Below are 20954 nucleotides of genomic sequence, written 5' to 3' on the forward strand. Positions count from 1 at the left end.
CCCCGCCATCGCCATGAGCGCACCGTTCGCCTGAGCGCGGCGCGCCGTACCCCACCGTATGCCCTGAGCAGGGTCCGGTACGGCGTCGGCGCGCTCGAACGGCGGCCGCACCGCAGAGACTCAAGCGGCGGCCGCTCCGTGAAGCTCAACCGGCGCCCGCACGGCAGAGTGCGAGCACCCGGGTGAGGACGTCGTCGCGGAAGAGCGTGCGCCCCCGGGCGACCCTGCGGTCCCGGTCGGGGCCGGCTGCGGTGAGCCGCCCCAGTGAGCCGAGCAGTCCGGCAGCGTCCGCGGCGAACTCCGAGAGGCCGAGTTCGGCCATCCTTCGTACGCCGTCCGCGCCGTGGCCCGGCAACGGGCGATAGCCCACCACCGGCAGTCCCGCGGCGAGGGCCTGCACGGCCGTCTGTCCGGCGGCGTTGTCCACCAGGGCGCCCGCCGCACGCAACAGACCCGGCATGTCGGACACCCAGCCCAGCGCGACGGTGCCCGGCACCTTGGCCAGCTCGTCACGGAGCCTTTCGTTCCGGCCGCACAGCACCACGGGCAGAAAGCCGTGCCCGGCCAGCAGCGCGGAGGTCGATGCCAGCTGCGAACCGACGCCCCAGGCGCCCGCGGAGAGCAGGACGGGCGCCCGCCCCGGGGCGTGCCGGGCGAACCGCGCGGACCACTGGGCCGCGCCAGGGGCGGCCGCGAGGAACTCGGGGGCGACGACCGCGCCGGGCGCCTCGGCGGGTACCGAGAGGTCCTGGCGCACCTCCCGCGCGGCCTCGTCCGTGAGGCAGAAGTACGTGTCGTTCCCCGGATGGAGCCATTGCCGGTGAACGGCGAAGTCGATCACCAGAACGGCGCTGGGCACCGCGAGCAGTCCCTTGGCCCTGAGGTGGCCGGTGAGCTGTGCGGCGAGATGGAAGACGGGTACCACCGCGTCCGCCCCGGTGCGGTCCGCCAGCTCCCGCAGACGCTGCCCGGCCAGTCGGGCCAACGGCACACCACTCGGGCGGCGGCCCCTCCCGCGCCGTAGAAAAGTGCGGTACAGGGCGCCGTACGCCCAGGGATAGTGCCGTACGGACGACCGGTAGAAGCCCCGCAGTCCGGGGCCCAGGCCGTACGGCAGGAGGGCCAGAACGTCCACGATCTGGGCGTGGTGGCCGTGCTGTACGGCGCGGCGAGCCAGTTCCGCGGCCACCGTGTCGTGCCCGGACCCCATGCTCGCGCTGACGATCAGCAGCCGTCTCGGCGCGTTCATGGAGCGCGCCGCTCACCGGCCACCGAGGGGGCCGCGGCGACCGCTCGCGTCGCCTGCCGTCGCCGAGCAGGGAAAAATACAGCCATCAGTACCGATTGTCCCTTTCCAAGGTCTTCCCCACACATCCATGCGTTCCGAGCTTCGGGGTGAGGCGGGCGGGTACCCGTCCCGCTCCGGCCGGAACCCGGGAGCAGTAGCCGTCCCGCCCGCCCGTCCGGTTTCGCCGTCGCAGCCGAGGTCAGCCGCCATGTCCCATGCTCCCTCCCGCGCACGATCCGTCCCCGGCCTGCCCGTGGCCACGCCGGGCCCGAGCGCCCGCCCGGGCCGCCGGGGGTCCGCAGGCCGGGCGGTCACCCGGGGCACGGCGCTCGTGACCGGCGCGTCCTCCGGGATCGGCGCCGCCGTGGTCGGCAGGCTGGTCGCCGAAGGGGGCTGGAGTCTGGTCCTGAACGGCCGTGACGTGCCACGGCTCACGGGTGTCGCCGCCCAGGCGTCGGCCGCCGTCTTCCCCGCGGACCTCACCCGGCCGGGCGCCGACCGGCGGCTGGCCGAGTTCGCCCTCCGACGCGTCGGCCGGGTGGACCTGCTGGTGGCCGGTGCGGGCATCGGCTGGGCGGGTGATTTCACCACCATGCCCCCGTCCGCCATCGCCGAGGTGATCGAGGTCGACGCGCTCGCCACGATGCGCCTGGTGCGGCATCTGCTCCCGCACATGGTCGACGCCGGTTCCGGACGAATCGTGATCATCGGTTCCTTCGCGGGCACCGTCGGCGTCCGGGGCGAGGCCGTCTACTCCGCCGCCAAGGGAGCACTCGCCACGTTCGCCGACGCCCTGCGCTACGAGGTGTGGGGCACCGGCGTGGGCATCAGCCTGGTGATCCCGGGGGTGGTCGACACCCCGTTCTTCGACCGCCGGGGCGTGCCCTACCGGCGCAGCAGGCCGAGGCCGGTGCCGGCCGAGCGCGTCGCGGACGCGGTCTGGCGTGCCGCGGTCCGCGGCCGGGACGAGATCTACGTCCCCGGCTGGCTGCGTCTGCCCGCCCGGGTGCGCGGCGCGGCGCCGGGCCTGTACCGGCGGCTAGCGGCCAGGTTCGGGTGAGTGCCGGGTGAGCGTCCTCACCGTCGTCCTCGCGCTGTTCACCGCGCTCTCCAACGCCTCGGCGTCCGTGCTTCAGCGCCGGGCGGCGACGGACCAGGCCGAAGGCGGCCGGGGAATCCGGCAGGCCGCCCGCTGGCTCGCCCAGGTGCTGCGCCGGCCGCACTGGCTGGCGGGCACCGGTCTGCTCGCGCTGTCCACCGTGCTGCAGGCCTCCGCGCTGGCCGTCGGCAGTCTCTCCGTCGTCCAGCCCCTGCTGGCCAGCGAACTGCTGTTCACCCTGATGGTCGGAAGCGTGGTCTTCCATCGGCGCCCCGACCGCCGTACCTGGCTGGCGTTCGCGGCGCTCGCGGCCGGGCTCGCGCTCTTCCTGGGGGCGGCGGCCCCCTCGGCCGGGCGGACCACGGCCGTGGCGGGCCGCTGGCTGGTGACGGGAACGGCGGTGCTGTGCGCGGTGGTGGTGCTCGTCGTGGCGGCCGTCCCGGTGACGGGATCGCCGCGTGCGGTGCTGCTCGGCCTGGCGTCGGCCGTGTCCTTCGCCGCCACCGCCGCGCTCATGAAGGAGGTCGTCGGGCAACTCGGGCAGGGTGTCGATGTCGTGGTGACGCACTGGCCGCTCTACGCCGGGATCGCCGCCGGAACGGTCGCCTTCCTGTTGCTGCAGAGCGCGTTCCGGGCCGGATCGCTGTCGGCCTCGCAGCCGGCTCTCACCCTGGGGGACGCGGTGACCAGCGTGGCTCTGGGGTGGGTGCTGTTCGAGGAGCGCATCGCCCTCGGGGTCCGGGTGCTGCCCGAGGTGGTCGGCGTGGCGCTCATCGGGGCGGGCAGCGTGGGCCTGGCGAGCGCCCTGGCCGCCGGCGGTGCCTGGGACACGGCGCCGATACGGCGGAACGGCCCGGGCCCCGGCGCCCAGGAGCCGACACCACAGCGGTCGTGAACGGGCCCGGAGTCGAACATCGACGAGGCCTGCCGAGTCCTCGGACCGTGGCGTCTCCCGGAGTTCGTGGACGAGTCGCGGGCGCACCCGGTGTGGGTTGCGGCCCGTGCCGCGCGGGCGTTACCTGGAAGGAGCCCGGCGGTGAGAACGAGAGCGCCCAGGGGCCACGGCACAGACCGCTGGCCCGCGCCTTTCTGTGTGCCCCGGTAGCGCCCCGACCGTCGCCGCCGTCATGCCAGCGTGCGACGCGGAGGTGACCCAGGTGAAGGCCGTCGTCTACGAGAAGCCTTTCAATGTGACGGTGCGCGAGGTCGACGATCCGCAGATCGAGCATCCGAACGATGTGATCGTGCGCGTCACGTCGACCGCGATCTGCGGCTCGGACCTGCATATGTACGAGGGGCGTACGGCTGCGGAGTCGGGCATCGTCTTCGGCCACGAGAACCTCGGCATCATCGAGGAGTTCGGCAGCGGTGTGGTCTCCCTGTTGCAGGGTGACCGTGTCGTGATGCCCTTCAACGTCGCCTGTGGATTCTGCAAGAACTGCCTGGCCGGCAAGACCGGTTTCTGTCTGACGGTGAATCCCGGCTTCGCCGGCGGAGCCTACGGATATGTGGCGATGGGTCCCTACAAGGGCGGTCAGGCGGAGCGGCTGCGGGTGCCGTTCGCGGACTTCAACTGCCTGAAGCTGCCGCCGGGGCGCGAGTTCGAGAACGATTTCGTCCTGCTCGCCGACATCTTCCCGACCGGTTACCACGGCTGTGAACTCGCCGAGGTGTCCACGGGTGACAGCGTGGCCGTCTACGGTGCCGGGCCGGTGGGACTGATGGCGGCCTACTCCGCCCTGCTCCGCGGTGCGGCGAAGGTGTTCTGCGTCGACCGGGTGCCCGAGCGGCTCGCCAAGGCGGAGGAGATCGGGGCCATCCCCATCGACTTCACCCAGGGTGACCCGGCCGAGCAGATCAAGGCGCAGACGAACGGCGAGGGCACCGACAAGGGCGTGGACGCCGTCGGTTACCAGGCCCAGGCGCACGACGCGAGCCACGAGGAACCCGCCGTCGTCCTCAACGCGCTCGTCGAGACCGTACGGCCGACCGGCCTGCTCGGTGTGCCCGGCCTGTATGTGCCCTCCGACCCGGGCGGACCGGACGACCACGCCAAGCACGGCCAACTGCTCGTCTCCATCGGCAAGATGTTCGAGAAGGGGCAGCAGATGGGCACCGGTCAGTGCAACGTCAAGCAGTACAACCGTCAGCTGCGCGACATGATCATCGCCGGTCGGGCCAAGCCCAGCTTCGTGGTCTCCCACGAGCTGCCGCTCGACCAGGCGCCGCAGGCGTACGAGAAGTTCGACAAGAGGGTCGAGGGCTACACCAAGGTGGTCCTGCACCCCGGCCACGCCCTGGCGGCCTGACGGCCCACGACACGCCCCGGCCGGTGCCCCGCCGGCCGGGGCGTGATCTGTCAGCACAATGCCGTAACTCCCCTGTGCGGCACGCTTCGTTGTGCTCCCGTGCGCCCCCTTGGGCAGAGGAATTCGGGCGGCCGTACGGGTTGCACTGGACGGGAAACGATTCAAGTGCCCCGCAGTCGGGACGTTTCACCGACTTCCATGTGCTGACCGAGGCAGGTGGTATTCCATGAGCGCTTCCATGCCCACCCAAGAGCGAGTCTGGAAGAGTGGAACTGCGCCAGGCATATTCCCATTCGTGGGGCACGGCATCTCCCTGTTCCGCCGGCCCCTGGCCTTTCTGAATTCCCTGCCCGCGTACGGGGATGTGGTCGAGATACGCCTCGGCGCCCAGCGCGCCTGGCTGGCCTGCCACCCGGAGCTGGTCCACCGCGTGCTCATGGACGCCCGCACCTTCGACAAGGGAGGCCCGCAGTACGACAGGCTCCGGCCGCTGATGGGCAACAGTCTCGTCACCTCGGCCCATGAGGAGCACCGACGGCAGCGCAGGCTCCTCCAGCCCGCCTTCCACCCCTCCCGCATCACGGGCTACACGCAGATCATGGCGGAGGAGGCGGAGGCGGTCTGCCGTACGTGGCGACCGGGGGAGACGGTCGATGTCAGCGCGGCGATGCTGGCACTGACCACCCGGGTGACCAGCCGGGTCCTCTTCTCGGACTCGCTCGACGCGGCGGCCGTCGCCGAGGTGCGGGACTGTCTCGCCGCCCTGGTCCGGGGCCTGTTCATCCGTACCGTCGTGCCCGTCGCCCCCCTGTTCCGGATACCGGCACCCGCGAACCTCCGCTATCGGCGGGCGTTCGACCGCCTGCACGCCATCACCGACTCCGTCGTCGAGCAGCGCCGCCGGAGCAGTCCTCGCGACGACCTGCTGGGCACCCTGCTGTCGGCCGAGGAGGAAGACGGGCCCGCGTCCCCGGTCACCGCGCAGGAGATACACGACCAGCTGATCACCCTGCTGCTCACCGGAGTCGAGAGCACGGCGATGTGCCTGGGCTCCCTCTTCGGCCTGCTCCCCGCTCATCCGGAGGCCGAGCGGCGACTGCACTCGGAGATCGACGCGGTGCTCCCGGGAGGCCGCCGGCCCGGGGGCGAGGACCTGCCGCGCCTGGTCTACACCCGCTGTGTCGTCGCCGAGACCCTGCGGACGTATCCGCCCGGCTGGCTGTTCACCAGGATCACCACCCGGGACACGGAGCTCGGCGGAGTGCGGCTCCCGAAGGGGACCACCGTCCTGTACAGCCCCTACCTCCTGCACCACGACCCCGCGTCCTTCCCGGAACCGGACCGCTTTCTCCCGGAGCGCTGGCTGCCGGGGCCCGGCGCGGCAGCCCGGCACGGCGCCATGCTCCCCTTCGCGGCGGGCAGCCGTAAGTGCATCGGTGACACGTTCGCCCTGGCGGAGGCCACGCTGGCCGTCGCGGCGATCGCCGGCCGCTGGCGGCTGCGGCCGCTGCCCGGACACGCCGAGCAACCGCGCCCCGCAGCCACTCTCGGGCCCAGGGCGCTCAGGATGATCTGCGAACCGCGCTCCCACGAACCGGCCACCGAACCGCGGCCGCACGGCACCACCGCCCGGGACCCGGGCCCCGCGCACTCGGCTCCCGCACCTTGAGCGGACCGGCCCCCGTCCAGCGCACCGCTCTCTCGGGACCGGAGCGAGGCTCCCCCGCAACCCGGACGGCGGTGACGTACAGCTCACGGGACTTCTCCAAAGAACCGGAAAGCACCGGAAAGAAGGTGAGAACGGTGACCACGGCGCACGAGGGCGGCCCGGCCGCGTCGCCCGTCCGGATACCGGCGGCGAGCCTGAAGGACCTGATCGAGACCCGGCTCCACATGCCCTTCCCCTTTCTCAGCAATCCCTACGAGGAACAGGCCGCGGCGGGCGTGGACCACTGGTTACGCGCCTGCGGGCTGACCGACGACCCGTCGGTGGCGGCGATGATCGCCCACACCCGCCCCGCCCAGCTGGCGTCCTACAACGGCCCCACGATGGACCCGGACATCCTCCAGGTCACGGCCAATCAGATCGCCTATCAGTTCGTCTTCGACGACCGGGCGGAGGAGGTCGGGCGACGGCGGCCGGGCCGGCTGATGCCGATGCTCTGCGAGAGCGTCGGCATCCTGCGCGACGGCCGGCCGCCGAGCACCCCGCTCGGGGCGGCCCTGGCTGATCTCCGGCGCCAGGTGACGGAGCGCTGCACCCCCGACCAGGCCGAACGCTGGGCATGGGCGGGCCGTGAGTATGTGCACGGCCTGCTGTACGAGGCGGTGGCCCAGGAGGACCCCGAGGGCCCCGGCATCGGGCTGTGCACCTCGATACGGTCGCTCATCGCGGGCGTGGAGCCCTTCTATCCGCTGTGCGAGGCCGCGCTGCCCGGCGAGTTGACGCCGGAGGAACTCGGTCACCCGGCCGTACGGCGCCTGCGTCGGCTGTCGGCTGACGCGGCCGTGTGGATTCCCGACCTGTTCTCCGCGGTCAAGGAACAGCGGCTGGGCGGAGTGATCAACTTGGCCCTCGCCTACCGCCGGGAGCACCGCTGCTCACTGGAGGAGGGGGTGATCCTGGCGGTGCGGCGCATCAACGACACCATCGGCGAGTTCGAGCGGCTCTTCAAGGAGACCGAGCCGGAGTTGAGCGCCCTGGGCATCGGCTATGTGAACGGCATGGCCGGCTGGATTCGCGGCTGTTACTACTGGTCCCGCGGCGTACCGCGCTATGCGGACACGGCCGCCGTACCCGTCGGCTCCCTGGAATAGGATTTTCGGCTTCCGCGCCACATCCGGGGCACACATCGGCATCCGTCCCGCAGGAAACTCGATTAACGTCCGTTACCCGAGGCACGGAAGGCCAAAACACCGAAATGGGTGATTCACTCTTTTCGTAGGCGAGGAACCTCCAAAACCTCTACTCGGCGTCCACCTGGGCGTACGCTCGTCGCTGTCGTCCGAAGCCGACGGCAGGAAGCGGCAGAGCACATGGTGGACGCAACCTCCTATCCGGTCATCGAGCGCCGGCCCCTGTTCGAGCGTCATCGGGAACTCCATGGCCTCGATGCCGCGTTCTCGGACCTCTGTGAGGCCGCCGACGGCCTGCCACGGGGGCGGCGGGGCGGGCTGCTCGCCTTCACGGGTTCGGCCGGACTGGGCAAGACGACCCTCCTCACGGAGGCGCGCGTGCGCGCCGTGGCACGGGGATGCACGGTCCTCTCGGGCCACGGCGGCGAGAACGAGCAGGGCGTGGCCTTCCGCCTGGTCCGCCGCCTGCTGCAACCCGCCCTGGCGGCCATGGAGGAGCCGGAACGCCGTGAACTGCTGGGGAGTTGGTACGACATCGTCGCCGCGGCCCTCGGCATCGAGGCGCAGGATGCCGCGCATGTGCCGGATCCGACCGCGGTGCGCGACGGTCTCGACTGGGTCCTGACCCGTCTGGCGGTGCGCAGGGCGCCCCTCGTCCTGCTCCTGGACGACATGCACTGGGCCGACGAGGAGTCGCTGAGCTGGCTCGCCTCCTTCGCACCACGGGCGGAGGACCTGCCCCTGCTGACCGTCGTCGCCTACCGGCCCGACGAACTGCCGCCCGGAGCGGCCGCCTTCCGCTCCCTCGCGGAACGGAACGGCAACCGCCCCTACTCCCTGGCGCCGCTGACCGCCGGCGGTGTGGCCCGCATCCTCCGGGACGAACTGGGGGAGCAGGCCGAGGACGGGTTCTGCGGCGAGTGCTGGGCCATCACCGGCGGAAGCCCGTTCGAGACGGTGGAGCTGGCCGTGCGGCTCGGTGAGCGGCGCGTCAGAGGCACCCCGCGGGACGTGCCCGTGCTGCGCGAACTCGCCTCGGCGGTCAAGGGACCCGGACTGGCCGAACGCCTCCAGCGCCTCGGCACCTCCACCGTCCGCTTCGCCTGGGCCGCCGCCGTACTGGGGACGGCCATCCCGCGGGAACTCGCCGCCACCATCGCCGTGGTCGGCAGCGAGCAGGCCGACGAGGCGACCGAGAAGCTGCGCGCCGCCCGGATCCTGGCCGACGGTCAGGGACCGGGCGGCGTCCTCGAGTTCGCCCACCCACTGATCGCCACGGCCGTCTACCGGGCCATTCCCCCGGGCCTCCGGGTCGGACTGCACAACGCGGCCGCCGAGGCGATCCGCACCGCGGGCCTTGGGGCCGCCGCCGCGGCGCGGCATCTGCTGGAGGTGCCGTGCGAGGGCAACTCCGAGGCGGTCGCGTGCCTGCGGGAGGCCGCCCGTGAGTTTCTGCGGGCGGGCGCGCCGGAGGCCGCCCGGCGCGTCCTGACCCGGGCCCTGCGGGAGCCGCCCGCCCAGGAGGACCGTGCCGCCCTCCTCTACGAACTCGCCTGCTCCACCTTTCTGATCGAACCCACCACCACGGTCGGCTATCTACGCGCGGCACTCGCGGAGCCCGTGATCACCGACGAGCTGCGCGCCTCCATCGTCTACCGGCTGACCCAGGCGCTGGCCCACACCGACCGGATGGCGGAGGCCGCGTCCGTGGCCGAGCAGGAGGCGCGGCTGACCTCCCATCCGCGGATCCGGCTGCGCATGCTGGCCGACCACTTCCAGTGGAGCCAGTGCCGCACCGACGAGCCCGACTCCGCGGCCCGCTCCCGCAGACTGGCCAAGCTGGCCGAGCGGTTGACCGGCCGCGGACCGGAGGAGCGCTCCATCCTGGGCCTACGGGCCTGGGACGCCCTGTTGCGCGGCGAGCCGAGGGACACCGTGCTCAGGTATGCCGGGGAGGCGCTGCGCGGCGGACTGAGCTGGACCGACGAGCACCGGGGCTTCGAGGTGCCGGTCTCGGTCGCCCTGACGTTCATGTACTGCGACCAGCCGCGACGGGCCGAGGAGCTGTTCACCCAGGGCATCGCCGAGTGCGAGGCGAAGGGCTGGCGCGGCTCGCACCTCGCCCTCGGTCAGACGCTCTTCGGCTACATCCGCCACCACCGAGGCTCGCTCGCCGAGGCGGAGGAACTGGTCCGGGAGGGGCTGCGTATCGCCGACCGGGTCGACGAGGGCGTGCCCGCCCAGTGGTTCGCGGTCGGCATCCTCATCCAGATCCTGCTGGCGCGCGGACGGACCCCCGAGGCGCGTCGGCTCGCCGATGCGCACGGCTACGGCAAGGTGGTCCCGAACGCCGTCATCTACCCCGACCCCCGTACGGTGTGCGCCGAACTGCTCCTGGCCGAAGGGCGGCACGGCGAGGCGGCGGACCTGCTGCTCGACGTGGGGGAGTGGCTGGAGTCACGGGCCTGGCGCAATCCCGCGTGGTGCCCCTGGCGGCTGGACCTGGCCGCGGCGCTCGCCCCCACCGCTCCCGAGCAGGCCGCCCGCCACGCGGAGGAGGCCGTCGCGCGGGCCCGGGAGTTCGGCGCGCCGTCCGCCGTCGGCCAGGCGCTGCGCACCCAGGCCGAGGTCGCCGTCGGAGCGGCCGCGCTGGAACCCTATGCGGAGGCCGTGACCCACCTGGAGCGCTCACCGGCGGCGTACGAGCTGGCCCGTGCGCTGATCGGCCAGGGCGCCGCACTGTTCCGGAACGGGCAGCCACATGAGGCCGCCGACCGGCTCTACCGGGGCCTGGAAGGCGCCGTCCACTGCGGCGCCGAGGGCCTGGCGGCCCGAGCCAGGAGGGAACTCGCCACGGCCGGGCTGAGGCCGTTGCCCCTGCGCTACGCACAGACGGACACGCTCACCGCCCAGGAGCGCAGAGCCGCCGAAATGACGGCCCGCAGCCACTCGACGGCGGTGGTCGCCCAGGAACTCCATCTCACCGAACAAGGCGTGCGGCAGCTGCTCTCCTCCGCCTACCGCAAGATCGGCACCGACGCCACCGGACTGGCCGCGGCCCTGGAGCACTTTCCCCGCCCCCGGCCCTCCGGCGCCCGTGGGTGACCGGCGCGGTCGGTCCGCGCGATCCCGGCCGGGAGTTGCGCGACCACGGTGCATCCGGTCCACCCGCCCCCGCTGACCGCGCTGGGGCCCGGCACGCCGCGGTGGCAGAGGGCGTGGTGGCCGCCCTAGAGTGAAAGAACGTTCTCCGTCAGGTCCCGCGCGCCGAGCGGCCAGGCGGCCACCGCACCGGCTGCGGTGTGCAGCCGCCCGGGCCCGGCGCCGATCTACGGCCGCGCCCCAGCGCTCCGCTCGCGGCCGCTGGGAATGAGGTGTGGCCCATGGCCGGACGCCCCCGGGATCCCGTCCCCCAGCCGGTGCTGTCGCCGCTGACCACCGCGGCGATCTTCCTGGTGACGACGATCGACACAGGGGGCGAGCCGGTGGTGCGGGACGTGCTGGCCGATCTCACCGGAATACAGCGGGCCGTCGGTTTCCGGGCCGAGCCGGACGGAAGGCTGAGCTGTGTCCTCGGTATCGGCTCCGCGGCATGGGACCGTCTGTTCGCCGGGCCGCGCCCGGCGGAACTGCACCCCTTCCGGGCACTGTCCGGGCCTGTCCACCGTGCCGTGTCGACGCCCGGCGACCTGCTCTTCCACATCCGTGCCGCGCGGCTCGACCTGTGCTTCGCGCTGGCCGCCGAGATCATGGAGCGGCTGCGGGACGTCGTCACGGTGCGCGACGAGGTCCATGGGTTCAAGTACTTCGACGTGCGTGATCTGCTGGGCTTCGTCGACGGCACCGAGAACCCCACGGGCCCGGCGGCCCAGGCGGCCGTGCTGGTCGGGGACGAGGATCCCGAGTTCACTGGCGGGAGTTATGTCATCGTCCAGAAGTACCTTCACGATCTGGACACCTGGAACGCCCTTCCGGTCGAGGCGCAGGAGCTGGTCATCGGCCGCCGGAAACTGACCGACATCGAACTGGACGACGAGGTCAAACCGGCCGACTCGCATGTCGCCCTGAACACACTGGTCGACCCCGACGGCACGAAACACGAGATCCTCCGCGACAACATGCCCTTCGGCACCGTCGGCAAGGGCGAGTTCGGCACTTACTTCATCGGGTACGCCCGCACCCCGACGGTGACGGAGAGGATGCTGGAGCGGATGTTCCTGGGCGCGCCGTCGGCGGCCCACGATCGGATCCTGGACTTCTCCACCGCGGTCACCGGATCGCTGTTCCACGTCCCCACCAGCGACTTCCTGGACGACCTGCCCGATCCGCCCGGCGCGAGCGCGTCATGTGAGTCGGGCACGCCCCGCGAGGAGTCGGGCTCGCCGTCGTACGCGGTCCCGCCGTCCACGTACGAGGCCGGCACGCCCCTGGACGACGGTGACGGCGAGAGCGACACCGTGCCCTCAGTACCGGCGCGGGTTCCGGACGGGTCCCTCGGGATCGGCGACCTGAAGCGCTGTCATGAACCGTGGTCCTGAAGGGCGGTTGGGCCGATGAACAACCTTCACCGCGAACTGGCACCCGTCTCCGCCGAGGCGTGGGCCGATCTGGAGGAGGAAGCCCGCCGTACCTTCAGACGCCATGTGGCGGCCCGCCGGATCGTCGATGTCCCCGAGCCGGGCGGTTCCGAGCTGGCCGGTGTGGGCACCGGACACCTCCAGGCGGTCGACGGCCCCGCCGACGGGGTCATCGCCCACACCCGTCTCTTCCAGCCGCTCGTCGAGCTGAGGGTCCCGTTCACCGTGGACCGGCGGCAGGTCGACGACGTCGCACGCGGAGCCAAGGACGCCGACTGGCAACCGGTCAAGGACGCCGCCCGCCGGATCGCGTACGCGGAGGACCGGGCGGTGTTCGAGGGCTATGCGGCCGCGGGCATCGCCGGACTGCGCGACAGCTCCTCGAACCCGCGCCTGGTCCTGCCCGAGAAGGTACCCGAGTACCCCAACGCCGTCAGCCAGGCCGTGAGCGCGCTGCGGCTCGCGGGTGTCGACGGCGCCTACACCCTGGTGCTGAGCGCGGCGGCGTACACCGCCGTCAGCGAGACCTCCGACTACGGCTATCCGGTCATCAACCACATGGCCCGGCTTCTGGACGGCGACATCGTGTGGGCGCCCGCCATCGACGGAGCCTTCCTGCTGTCCACGCGGGGCGGAGACTTCGAACTGCGCCTCGGCCAGGACCTGTCGATCGGCTATCTGTCGCACGACGAGGACAGCGTCCGGTTGTACTTCCAGGAGACGCTGACCTTCCTGGTCCACACGTCTGAGGCCGTGGTGGCCCTGGAGACCCCGGGGACGCGTCCCACGGCACTGTGAAGCCCCAGTCACTCGCCTACGCCTGTCGTCCACCCGCCGCCCGGTGCCGGAACACGGCACGGGCCGCGATGAGCGTGGCGGCCGCGACGAGCACGAAGGGCAGCGCCCCGGCCCATGCGGGCGCCACCCGGCGCAACGCCATCGCGGCCGCCGCGCCGACGATGAGCGCTCCGAGCCGGGCGGGCACCCAGCCGTCGGGGCGGGACCGTCCGACGCCGTGCACGATGTAGGTGGCGAGCGTCCCGGTCAGATAGGTGGTGGGGGCGGCGGCCCGGCCCGCGGCCACCATGGTCGCGGCCTGCCCGCCCATGGCCATCGCGGCGCCGCACTGCAGGGCGTCCCGGGCCACCGCTCCGGGTGCGCCGCCCGAGGCCGCCCAGAACCCCGCTCCCACCGCGAGCAGCACGGCCTCGCCGATCAGACAGAACATCACCCGCGGGGGCCAGTGCGTGGCGACCTCCGCCCGGCCGTGGGTCACCCAGGCGACCAGCCCGGCGCCCACGCCGAACCCCGCCAGGGCCAGCACGGCGGAGGCGACTCCCGTACCGCGGCCGCGGCCGATCGCCATCCCCAGCAGGGCGAGATTGCTCGTCATGACACCGGCGAAGACATGGTCGAGCGCCGTGAACGAGATGGCCTCCACCGCACCGGACGCGGCCACCAGCACCACCACCGCGACGCACGTCGTGGGCCCCGGACCGTCGCCCGGCCTCTCGCGCTGCTCCATCGCCGCTCCTCTCTAGTCACCGAGGGTAGGTGCTGGTCATCCTCCGTGACGGGCGGCGCGGTCAGACTCTGCCCCAGCGGGCCAGCGCGAAGGAGAACAGCCCGAACAGAGCGAGCCCGGCCGCGACCAGCGCCAGCAGCCATGGCCCGAACGGCGTGCCGGCGAAGGAGCGCAGCGTGTCGTCGAGTCCCTTGGCGCGGTCGGGCCGGTAGTCGAGCGCCGCACGCACCGCGAAGCCCCCCGCCGCGGCGAGGACCAGCCCCCGCGCCGCACCACCCCCGACGCCGGTGAAGTCCACCAGCCGCCGGGCCCCCGGGGACATCTCGCCCAGCCTCAGCTCGGCGTGGAAGTCACGCCGAACGGCCTGGACCCCGGCCCACACGCCCGCCACCACGATCCCGATCCCGGCGGCGCCGACGATCCACTGTCCGGCGGGCATCCCCAGCAGCCCGGCCGTGACATCCCGGGACTGCTGGTCGCTGGAGCGGCCCTGGTCGCCGTAGCCCGCGGCGAACGACAGCACGGAGTAGGCGACGCACCCGTAGAACACGGACCGGACCAGGGCCGACAGCCGCTGCGTCGCCTTGCGGCCGTCCGGCCCGACCGAACCGAACACCGACTCCGACAGCCGCCACAGCGCCATGCCGGCGAATCCCGTGCCCAGGGCCCACAGGAGTACGGCGCCGAACGGCTCGTGCGCGATCCGGTCGACGGCACCGCTGCGGTCGGCCTGCTCCCGGCGGTCGCCGAAGGCGATCCGCAGCGCCAGCAGACCGACCAGCAGATAGATCACTCCGCACGCGGTCAGTCCCGCCCGGGCGGCGCCCCGCATCACCGGGCTCCGTGCCGCGCGCCGGGCCCGTGTCCGGCCGCCCCGGGTCATCGCGCTCGTGTTCATCTCGACCTCCCGCACAACCGGATGCCCCGGCCGGGGACGCCCATACGCCGCGCGGCGCCGCCCTCGCCGCCGCGGCGGCACGTCCGTCGGATGCTCCGGATCGGCCGGGAATGCAGGGGCGGGTGTCGCTGTTACAGAGCACGTAGCTGACATGCGCGAGTCAGGATCGCGGATGTGGGTGAAGGGAGGACCTCATGGCACGCAGCAGCGCGCGCCCGGTCGTCAAGCTGAAGTCGACGGCCGGTACCGGCGTCACCTATGTGACGCGCAAGAACCGTCAGCACCACCCCGACCGGCTGGTGCTCCGCAAGTACGACCCGGTGGCCAACCAGCATGTCCTCTTCCGCGAGGAGCGCTGACCCGGGTCCCGGTCGGCCCCGAGGCCACGGGACACACACGAACGGCCACGAGAAAGGAAACTCCCATGAGGCCTGGCATCCACCCCGAACTGCGGTCGGTGGTCTTCCGTGACCGCGCAGCGAACGTCTCGTTCCTGACCCGCTCGACGGCGGACTCGACCCGGACCGTCGAGTGGGAGGACGGCCACACCTACCCGGTGGTCGACGTGGAGATCTCGTCGGCGAGCCACCCGTTCTACACCGGCACCTCGCGTGTCGTGGACACCGCCGGCCGGGTGGAGCGCTTCGAGCGCCGCTACGGCCGCACGGCCCCGGCCCAGCGCTGACGACCGGCCGGACGGCCTGCGAGAGGAGAAGACAGTCATGAAAGTACGCAAGTCCCTGCGCTCTCTGAAGTCGAAGCCCGGAGCCCAGGTGGTGCGCCGCCGGGGCGTGGTCTTCGTCGTGAACAAGAAGAACCCGCGCTTCAAGGCCCGCCAGGGCTGATTCCGCCGCCCCGGACACCGGACAGACACCGGCCCCTCTCCGTCCCGCACAGAGAGGGGCCGCTCTGCTGTGTCCGGCCTCGCTCGCGCGACCGTACGGCGCGCAGGCACCCCGGCGGTGATCCGCCGTTCACAAGGTGTGTGGCCCCGGCGCGGCGTCTGCGTGCGGCCGAACGTGCCTCTTCTGGGCGCTCTTTGTGAGCCATGAGACCGGGGTGCCGTGGTCGGCGGACACCGCGCGGTTACATGACCCGGGATGCGCACGGAGGCGATTCCCGCCGGTCTTCCGCCGTGCCGGGCAGCCCTAATGGGAGCTGCCGGGTCGGAGAGACTCGGTGCCGTAGCCGCCAGCAGGTGAGCACTCACCAGCCCGGAAGCATCGGACTTCTGTGGTCAGACCGTGCCCCCGCTGGTCGGCCGGAAGGCCAGACCGCTGATGGGGTGGCGTGCCCGCCGAGCAGAGCGTGAGCACTGGATCCATTAGGGAGCGTGCCGCGTCTGACCAGGATGCGAGGGAGAAATGAGCGAAGCGGGCGGAGACAAGGAAGCCGGTACCGCCACGTACGACGTGATCGTGCTGGGCGCGGGCCCGGTCGGCCAGAACGTCACCGACCGCACGCGCGGGCGGGCTCTCCGTGGCCGTGGTGGAGCGTGAACTCGTCGGCGGCGAGTGTTCCTACTGGGCGTGTGTCCCCAGCAAGGCACTACTGCGGCCGGTGATCGCCCTGGCCGACGTCCACCGGGTGGACGGCGCCCGGCAGGCCGTGACCGGCCGGATCGACAGCGAACGGGTCTTCGGCCGCCGCAACCACTACGTCTCCGACTGGGACGACAGCGGGCAGGCCGAGGCGGTCAAGTCCATGGGCGCCGACCTGTTCCGCGGGCAGGGCAGGATCGACGGCCCCCGCCGGGTCACCGTCACCAGCGACGACGGCGCGCGCCGGACCATGACCGCGCGGCACGCCGTGGCCGTCGCCACCGGCAGTCTGCCGTCCCTGCCGGATCTGCCGGGCATCCAGGAGGCCCGGCCCTGGACCAACCGCCAGGACACCGACTCCAGCAACGTGCCCGCCCGCCTCGCGATCGTCGGCGGTGGCGGGGTCGGCGTCGAGATGGCCACCCTCTGGCAGGGCCTCGGCTTCCAGGTCACCCTGCTCGCCCGCCGCGCCCTGCTGCCCCGGATGGAACCCGTCGCGGGCGAACTGCTGGAACGCGGGCTCACCGAGGCGGGGGTGGACGTGCGCATCGGCCGGCAGGTGACCGCGCTACGGCGTCCGCAAGCGCAGGGGCCCGTCACGCTCACCCTCGACGACGGCAGCGAACTGGAGGTCGACGAGGTCCTGTTCGCCACCGGCCGGAGGGCCGCCACCGACGACATCGGCCTCGACACGGTCGGCCTGACCCCCGGGTCCTGGCTGGACGTGGACACGACCTGCCTGGTGCGCGACGTCGACGGCGACTGGCTGTACGCCTGCGGGGACGTCAACCACCGCGCCCTGCTCACCCACCAGGGCAAGTACCAGGCCCGCACCGCCGGAGACGCCATCGCCGCCCGTGCTGCGGGCCGCCCGCTGGACGACGCGCCCTGGGGCGACCACGCCACCACCGCCGACCAGCACGCCCTGCCCCAGGTCTTCCTCACCGATCCCGAGGCGGCGGCGGTGGGCCTGACCGCCGAACAGGCGGCCCGGGCCGGTCACCGCGTCAGAACCGTCGACGTGCCCTTCAACGCCGCCCAGGGCGCCAACCTCTTCGCCGACGGCTACCGGGCCACGCCCGGCTCGTCGTCGACGAGGACCGGGAGACCCTGCTGGGAGTGACCTTCTTCGGGCCGGGGGTCAGCGAGCTGCTGCACTCGGCGACTGTCGCGGTCGCCGGTGAGGTGCCGCTGAAACGGCTGCGGCACGCGATCGCCTGCTTCCCGACCGTCAGCGAGATCTGGCTCTTTCTCCTGGCCGCCTACCAGCGCGAACGCGGCTGAGCCCGACCGCCGGGGGCGCGCCCCACCGCGGTGCGTCCCCGGCCGGAGGTCTCAGCGGACGAAGTGCCGATGGGAGCGGCGGGACCAGCGGAACCCCGACAGCAACAGGGTCGCCGCGAAGACCACGACTCCGATGATCAAGAGGTAGAAGAGCCCCTTGAGGATCGCGCCGAGGAACCCGAGGACGACCGCCGCGAGGATCAGGAACAGGACAAACGCTAGGAACGCCATGAGGGAACACATCCTCCGGCCGGTGGTGCGGATGACGGATCGCCGACGTTCAGCGGGCCGGTCGGCGACATGACTGGTCAGCGGCGTGCGAGGCGGCGTCCACGCTCGGCGCCGGGCGCGTAGGCCTGGTCGTAGTGCTGGAAGATCTCCGCTTCGCGCTCGGCCGGCAGGACGTCGTCCAGGCCTATGGACGGCGCCTTCTTCACCAGCCCTCTGGAATGCGCCACTTTGACATAGCCCGGCCCGAGGGTTGCCTCGTCGAGGGGGACGAAGACGAGCCGCTGACGGGTCGGTATCCCGGTACGGACGGTGGCCATGGCCGGCGTGTCGGTGGTGGTGTCCACGTAGACCGCCTCCAGGGCCCCGATCTTGCGCCCTTTGGGGTCCAGCACGTCACGGTTGCGCCATTCGCGGATGTCGGCTGAATGGATCATGCCTCGCTCCTTGCGGCCCGCGGCCTCCCACAGCCACCCCCGAACCTGGGAGCGGTGTGCGAGAGCCGGCACTGTTTTCACTGTACGTCCCTGGAGCCTCGACCCGCAGCTACGGCGGCGGCCGCTGGTCAGCGCAGCGCCTCGTAGACGGAGGCCGTGGTCAGGCCGTAGGCGAGATGCGGCACCGCGTCCGACACCCATGACGTCAGGGGCCAGGAGGCCGGGTCGGGTCACCTTCAGCACGGTGGCCGGGAGGTCGCTGCCCGCCATGGCGGCCGCGCCGAGCAGCGGCCCGGCGGTCCAGAGCGACGGCGGGCCGGCCCAGCAGCGCCACAGCCCGTACGCACCGCCGATCCCGAGACCGATGACGTACCCAGCAGGGCGCCGACGGCCTGTTCACGGCTGGATCTCGCCTCCCCGTCACCCAGTGCGACACCGGTGCGCCCGGCGAGACGATCGGCCACCTCGGCGGGTACATCGCTGGACGAACGGCCCCGCAGCAGCATGTCGCCGTAGCCGACCAGGTTCAGTACGACGGTGCCGGCCGCCCCCGCCAGCAGGCCTTTGGTCACGGGCCCCATACGCGACACCTCCTCGGTTCCGCTGCGGCCGTGCCGGACAGACCCTTCGGGTTCCGCCCACGGGACCCGGCAAACGGAGCGGCGCCACGCCCGTCCCGTCACGGGCTTGCGGCGCCGGCGCCCGTCACGCGAGAGGAGGCCCGGCGCCCGCTGCGCGACGATGGTGGGGCGGGCCGCTCTCCCACGGCGGGCTTCACCGGAAGCAGGGCCGACCGATTCCGACCTGTCGCAGGGACCGCGGCCGGGAGGTGGTGTCATGTCGATCAGCCGGGTGGGACTCGTGGTGCACGGGGGCCGTCCACAGGCGGTCGCCGGGGCGCAGACGGTACGGGAGTGGTGCTCGCAGCACGGAATCAAGTGCGTCGACATCGATGTGTGGCAGGACGGCGCGAGTCGCCGGCACGCCCGGGAGGAGGTGCGGGCGGCGGGCGGTCCGGACCTCATCGTCACACTCGGCGGGGACGGTACGTTTCTGCGCGGCGCACGCATCGCAGCCAAGAACGACGCCATGGTGCTGGGCGTGGACGTGGGCAGGGTCGGCTTCCTGACCGAGACCCCGGTCACCCAGGTGGCGCAGGCACTGGAGGCGATCCAGGCAGGCCGGTCCGAGTGCGAGGAACGCATGATGCTGATGATGCGGTCCTCCAGGCTGCTGGAGATTCCCGTCGGCATGGAGCAGACCCTGTGCTACGGGCGGGGCCCGGCGCTGCCGCCGCCGCAGCCGCAGCCGGAGCCGGACGTCGCGGAGGACGACGGCTGGGGGATCCCGCTGGACGTCAACGCGCTGAACGACATCGTGGTGGAGAAACTCGCGCGGGACCGGCAGGTCAGCGTGGGGGTGTACTTCGCGGGCCGACTGCTCGCGTCGTACTCGGCCGACGGCGTCATCCTGGCCACGCCGACCGGCTCGACCGCGTACAGCTTCGCCGCGGGAGGACCGGTGCTCTCGCCACGGATGAAGGCCCTCGTCTTCACCCCCGTGGCCCCGCACATGGCGTTCAACCGCACGGTGGTCGCCAACCTGGACGAGCCGATCGCCCTGCTGGTGCTGCCCCACTCCGGGCGGGCCGCGGTGAGTGTCGACGGGCAGTCGCGCGGCATCCTGGAGCCGGGCGACTGGGTCGGGGTGGCCGCGGCGCCGCGCCCGCTGCGCCTGGTCAGGCTGGCCCCCGCCAACTTCTACGGGCGGCTCAGGGACCGGATGCGGCTCACCGACGCGCCCGCGACGGTCGCCGACGGTCCGGCGGCGCCCGTGTTCCGGCCCGCGGGCCCGCTGCCGGAGGATCTGCACGGCTACCACCTGCCTCCGGCACCGTGACCTGCCCTGTGACAGAACGTCAGCGGTGGGAGGCGAGGTAGCCGTTGCCGCCCCGACCGCGCCCCGTCGGTCAGGCGCTACGTGTGAAGACCGGGAGGTAGCCGCGGGACTGCCCGAGCGAGGTGGGGTGGTACGACTCGACGGGCGCCAGCAGGCTGACGCTGCGCACCCAGGGGCTGGAGGTGCAGATCTCGTGGTCCCTGAAGGCGCCGCGTACGTCGGCGAACGTGAATCCGTGGTCGGCGACCCGCTTCGCGATCACGGTGTCGAGGTGGTCGACGGCGTTGTTCAGCGCGGACCGTGAGGCGTCGGCCAGGCCGCCCGTGCAGGTGCCGTGGACCTTGTACAGATGCGGATAGCCGAGGACGATCACCCGGGCGGCCGGGGCCTTGCGCCGGATGGCCGTGTAGAGACGGTCCAGGTCGTGCGGGAGGGTGCTGTCCATGTAGGTGCGCGCCTCTGACACGGCCGACAGACACGCGGCGCTGCCGCGCAGCACACAGGTCGTCATCACATGGCCGAAGCCCGAGTCGCTGCCGCCGACGGTGACGCTGACCAGCCCGGTACGGGCACCGAGCGTGCCGAGCTGGTGGTCCATGACATCACCCGTGCGGGCGCCGTTGCACGCGGTGAAGCTGAACGACGACCGACGATGGGAAGCGGCCCACAGGGCGGGATACGCCCGGCTGCTGCGCAGGCAGTCGCCGCTGTTGGCGAAGTAGCCGCCGGCTCCCACCCCGGAGGAGTAGGAGTCCCCGAGGGCCACATAGCCCGTGCCCGCTGCTTCCGGGGCGGCCTGTGCCGCCGTGGTACCCGTGAGGGTGCAGACGGCGGACAGGAGGAGCGAGGACACACATGCCGCGATTCGGGAATGTCTCATAGCCTTCGCTTAGCACGTCCGGGCTGGTGGGGGCGGGCCCGGCGCCGTGGTGTCGGCGGCCCGTCGGGCGCCGTCCCGGGTCGTGGTCCTGTCCAAGTCGCGTGTGTGCTAGGGCACTTGAAGCCGACGGCGG

At 72.3% G+C, this 20954-nt stretch carries 19 protein-coding genes and 1 pseudogene; 13 read left to right on the top strand and 7 right to left on the bottom strand.

Features of this window, described 5'->3' with window-relative positions; all coding sequences use genetic code 11:
- Window positions 1–145: 145 nt before the first annotated feature.
- Window positions 146–1210: a galactosyldiacylglycerol synthase gene (locus ACFYX0_RS15955; RefSeq protein WP_388970783.1), complete on the bottom strand. Its 1065-nt coding sequence runs from the start codon at window positions 1208–1210 to the stop codon at window positions 146–148.
- 286 nt (window positions 1211–1496) lie between these two features.
- Here ACFYX0_RS15955 and ACFYX0_RS15960 point away from each other — a divergent pair, with 286 nt between their 5' ends.
- The 8 genes from ACFYX0_RS15960 to ACFYX0_RS15995 all read left to right on the top strand — a co-directional run bounded on the left by ACFYX0_RS15960 (window position 1497) and on the right by ACFYX0_RS15995 (window position 12927).
- The gene (locus tag ACFYX0_RS15960) at window positions 1497–2348 is read left to right on the top strand and encodes an SDR family NAD(P)-dependent oxidoreductase (protein ID WP_388970669.1); all 852 of its coding nucleotides are present in this window, start codon (window positions 1497–1499) and stop codon (window positions 2346–2348) included.
- Window positions 2349–2355: 7 nt separating this feature from the next.
- A complete protein-coding gene (locus ACFYX0_RS15965; RefSeq protein WP_388970671.1) occupies window positions 2356–3282 on the top strand; it encodes a DMT family transporter in 927 nt (308 codons plus the stop codon).
- 262 nt (window positions 3283–3544) lie between these two features.
- Window positions 3545–4696, top strand: a complete 1152-nt coding sequence (locus ACFYX0_RS15970) for a glutathione-independent formaldehyde dehydrogenase (RefSeq protein WP_388970785.1) — start codon at window positions 3545–3547, stop codon at window positions 4694–4696.
- Window positions 4697–4991: 295 nt separating this feature from the next.
- Complete coding sequence (locus ACFYX0_RS15975; protein WP_388970673.1) at window positions 4992–6365, top strand: cytochrome P450; 1374 nt, start codon at window positions 4992–4994, stop codon at window positions 6363–6365.
- A gap of 134 nt (window positions 6366–6499) precedes the next feature.
- Window positions 6500–7513 carry a (-)-alpha-amorphene synthase gene (locus tag ACFYX0_RS15980; protein ID WP_388970675.1) on the top strand — a complete coding sequence of 338 codons (1014 nt, stop codon included), beginning with the start codon at window positions 6500–6502 and terminating at the stop codon, window positions 7511–7513.
- Between the two features lie 219 nt (window positions 7514–7732).
- Entirely contained in the window at window positions 7733–10657 is a 2925-nt protein-coding gene (locus tag ACFYX0_RS15985) for an ATP-binding protein (RefSeq protein ID WP_388970677.1), read from the top strand.
- Window positions 10658–10935: 278 nt separating this feature from the next.
- The gene (locus tag ACFYX0_RS15990; RefSeq protein ID WP_388970679.1) at window positions 10936–12090 is read left to right on the top strand and encodes a Dyp-type peroxidase; all 1155 of its coding nucleotides are present in this window, start codon (window positions 10936–10938) and stop codon (window positions 12088–12090) included.
- 15 nt (window positions 12091–12105) lie between these two features.
- Window positions 12106–12927, top strand: a complete 822-nt coding sequence (locus ACFYX0_RS15995) for a family 1 encapsulin nanocompartment shell protein (RefSeq protein WP_388970681.1) — start codon at window positions 12106–12108, stop codon at window positions 12925–12927.
- 16 nt (window positions 12928–12943) lie between these two features.
- Here ACFYX0_RS15995 and ACFYX0_RS16000 read toward each other — a convergent pair whose 3' ends face one another.
- Together ACFYX0_RS16000 and ACFYX0_RS16005 are read right to left on the bottom strand one after the other, a co-directional pair.
- Window positions 12944–13654, bottom strand: a complete 711-nt coding sequence (locus ACFYX0_RS16000) for a DUF1275 family protein (protein WP_388970683.1) — start codon at window positions 13652–13654, stop codon at window positions 12944–12946.
- A gap of 61 nt (window positions 13655–13715) precedes the next feature.
- Window positions 13716–14552 carry a DUF1206 domain-containing protein gene (locus tag ACFYX0_RS16005; RefSeq protein WP_388970685.1) on the bottom strand — a complete coding sequence of 279 codons (837 nt, stop codon included), beginning with the start codon at window positions 14550–14552 and terminating at the stop codon, window positions 13716–13718.
- Between the two features lie 194 nt (window positions 14553–14746).
- On the opposite strand from ACFYX0_RS16005, the gene rpmG reads away from it, so the two are divergent.
- The 4 genes and pseudogenes from rpmG (at window position 14747) to ACFYX0_RS16025 (ending at window position 17377) form a co-directional block, all read left to right on the top strand.
- A complete protein-coding gene (rpmG, locus tag ACFYX0_RS16010) occupies window positions 14747–14911 on the top strand; it encodes a 50S ribosomal protein L33 (protein WP_311697647.1) in 165 nt (54 codons plus the stop codon).
- A gap of 65 nt (window positions 14912–14976) precedes the next feature.
- Window positions 14977–15237, top strand: coding sequence for a type B 50S ribosomal protein L31 (locus ACFYX0_RS16015; RefSeq protein ID WP_311697646.1), 261 nt, complete (start codon window positions 14977–14979; stop codon window positions 15235–15237).
- A gap of 37 nt (window positions 15238–15274) precedes the next feature.
- The gene (gene ykgO, locus ACFYX0_RS16020; RefSeq protein WP_054244622.1) at window positions 15275–15397 is read left to right on the top strand and encodes a type B 50S ribosomal protein L36; all 123 of its coding nucleotides are present in this window, start codon (window positions 15275–15277) and stop codon (window positions 15395–15397) included.
- Between the two features lie 519 nt (window positions 15398–15916).
- Window positions 15917–17377 (top strand): annotated as a pseudogene (locus ACFYX0_RS16025) (dihydrolipoyl dehydrogenase family protein).
- A gap of 51 nt (window positions 17378–17428) precedes the next feature.
- Here the strand turns inward: ACFYX0_RS16025 and ACFYX0_RS16030 are convergent.
- From ACFYX0_RS16030 to ACFYX0_RS16040, 3 genes are all read right to left on the bottom strand, one after another.
- Window positions 17429–17608, bottom strand: coding sequence for a hypothetical protein (locus tag ACFYX0_RS16030; RefSeq protein WP_355917696.1), 180 nt, complete (start codon window positions 17606–17608; stop codon window positions 17429–17431).
- A 77-nt stretch (window positions 17609–17685) separates the two neighbouring features.
- Window positions 17686–18042, bottom strand: a complete 357-nt coding sequence (locus ACFYX0_RS16035; protein ID WP_355917726.1) for a PRC-barrel domain-containing protein — start codon at window positions 18040–18042, stop codon at window positions 17686–17688.
- 236 nt (window positions 18043–18278) lie between these two features.
- Window positions 18279–18623: a hypothetical protein gene (locus ACFYX0_RS16040; protein ID WP_388970687.1), complete on the bottom strand. Its 345-nt coding sequence runs from the start codon at window positions 18621–18623 to the stop codon at window positions 18279–18281.
- Between the two features lie 256 nt (window positions 18624–18879).
- Here ACFYX0_RS16040 and ACFYX0_RS16045 point away from each other — a divergent pair, with 256 nt between their 5' ends.
- Window positions 18880–19941: an NAD(+)/NADH kinase gene (locus ACFYX0_RS16045; RefSeq protein WP_311697641.1), complete on the top strand. Its 1062-nt coding sequence runs from the start codon at window positions 18880–18882 to the stop codon at window positions 19939–19941.
- 70 nt (window positions 19942–20011) lie between these two features.
- Here the strand turns inward: ACFYX0_RS16045 and ACFYX0_RS16050 are convergent, their stop codons facing one another.
- The gene (locus tag ACFYX0_RS16050) at window positions 20012–20821 is read right to left on the bottom strand and encodes an SGNH/GDSL hydrolase family protein (RefSeq protein WP_388970689.1); all 810 of its coding nucleotides are present in this window, start codon (window positions 20819–20821) and stop codon (window positions 20012–20014) included.
- Between the last annotated feature and the right edge of the window lie 133 nt (window positions 20822–20954).

The organism is Streptomyces sp. NPDC002573 (genome assembly GCF_042889625.1).
Classification (GTDB): Bacteria; Actinomycetota; Actinomycetes; order Streptomycetales; family Streptomycetaceae; genus Streptomyces; species Streptomyces gibsoniae.